The sequence below is a fragment of the Lactobacillus sp. genome (assembly GCF_051893255.1).
Classification (GTDB): domain Bacteria; phylum Bacillota; class Bacilli; order Lactobacillales; family Lactobacillaceae; genus Lactobacillus.
In genome coordinates this window covers 1-2,057 of sequence record NZ_JBJFHB010000084.1, presented here as the reverse complement: position 1 = coordinate 2,057, position 2,057 = coordinate 1, and the positions used below count along the sequence as shown (strand labels likewise).

Annotated in this window: 1 protein-coding gene; it reads right to left on the bottom strand. The window is 36.9% G+C overall.

The window, feature by feature from the left end:
• Nucleotides 1-257: 257 nt before the first annotated feature.
• Nucleotides 258-1,766, bottom strand: a complete 1,509-nt coding sequence (locus ACI4WN_RS07835) for an NERD domain-containing protein (RefSeq protein WP_439777704.1) — start codon at nt 1,764-1,766, stop codon at nt 258-260.
• Between the last annotated feature and the right edge of the window lie 291 nt (nt 1,767-2,057).

Here is a 2,057-nt window from a genome sequence, read left to right as displayed (position 1 = left end):
TTTAGTTAGCCAAACCGTTTTTGGCTGATTGATTCCCCCAACTTTAGTTAGCCAAACCGTTTTTGACTGATTGATTCCCCCAACTTTAGTTAGCCAAACCGTTTTTGACTGATTGATTCCCCCAACTTTAGTTAGCCAAACCGTTTTTGACTGATTGATTCCCCCAACTTTAGTTAGCCAAACCGTTTTTGACTGATTGATTCCCCCAACTTTAGTTAGCCAAGCCGATTTTGACTGATTGATTCCCCCAACCTTAGTTAGCCAAACTGATTCCAGTTACGCGGAGACAATAATTCTTGTGGGTTAAAGGGATCGAACGTAAATTTAATTACTGAAATTCTATTTTCCTTACCACTTTTGACAATTTCGTAACTGAGATTTCTAAAAAGTGAAGCTAAGCAAAATATTGCTGGCTCAACCTTTTGTTTTAAAACATCATGATTTGCATAACTTGATCGAACATCCATAATTTTTCGGAATTCTTGAAAGGAACATTCAAAAGAACCGATTTTAGCATATTGGATCAATTTCCTAAAAAGCGTTTTAGCACAGTTATTACTAATTTTTGCTAGTAGTTGATAATTCCAATAGGTAAAGTTGTCGGTACAATAATTAAAAAGACCATGATATTGATTTTTGACGCAAACTGTAATTTTTCCCGATTCATAGCTTGCCTGAGAGAATAAGCCAGTTGTTTGCATAAATTGGGTTAATTTGTTTATAGAGCGATCCAATTTAGAGTAATCCTTGTTACGATAACTGGCTTCATGCGCAAGCTCTTTTCTTGACAACTTAAGGGGGAGTCCTTTTTGACGGTAGAGTCTGCCGACGATTAACCAAAAGAAATTCTGTTGGCTGCAACTTAATCCAGTTAGTGGATAATCGTTTAATTTTGCATTGTAGGTAATGATATGCTTTATGGGCAAGCGATATTTCATTGCGAGATTAATCTGCCAGAGATCGTCGGAATCAATGTTGAAGCAAATATTTTGTGGATAAGTTCGCTTATCAGGAATACGGCTGTTCCAGATAGCCTGATTAATCTTAGCGATTTGTCCTGGGGAAATAACATCTTGCCCAAATCCATTACTTAAGACTAAGTCTAAACTTTTAAGTGGCACCGCTTTTGCGCCGGCACGTTCTAGTTCTTGATTATTAACGATCTGAAAGTTATCAGTCCCATTGCGGTTGATGATAACTACAATTGTTTTAATCAGATTTGTATTAATAGGAACTTTTGACTGTAGAGATTGAAGTATGGCTTCTTTATGAAAAGTAAGCTGGTCGTAAATAGCCGGTTCTAATTGTGCAAAATCGAAGACACGGCCGCTTACTTTTCGAACCTTGACTTCGATGCAGTAGATCCCTGTTTCAGTAATTACCAAACTATCAATTTGGTTGTCATAATTTCCCCTATAGTTACCGTATTGGTAAGGCAATGATACATTATGGAAAATGATTTTGTTAGAGTTGGCAAGCTTTTTAACAGTCTGATCAACTAGTTGTTCACCAGCATCTCCGGCTAAAAGATATTCAGTTTGTTGGAGTTGATCTTCTGAGAGAATAGGGATTTGCTCAAAGTTTAGTTGATTGTAATTTTGAAAGCATTGGTTGAGCTTGCGGACATTAGCCAAATTGTTGATTGAGAGTTGCGTCAAACAGCTATAATCTGGGTCAAGTAGTCTCATGGTTTCTTTTGCAGTTTGCACAGCAATTTCGTTGGTAACCTGGTTTGAACTAAACCAGTTGTAAATAGAATCAGTCATAAATTTACCCTCCTATAGTTTATTACACCGAAAATCGCCAAATTAACGTCAAAAGTTGTGGAAAACTACAAATTTAAGCAAAACGTAGTAAATTAATATGCATTTTATTTTGGCTAACAAAGGTTGGGGGAATCAATTAGTCAAAATAGCCTTGGCTAACAAAGGTTGGGGGAATCAATTAGTCAAAATAGCCTTGGCTAACTAAAGTTGGGGGAATCAATTAGTTAAAAACAGCTTGGCTAACGAAAGATGGGGGAATTGCCAGTCCCAAAACGTCTTGGCTAACGAAAG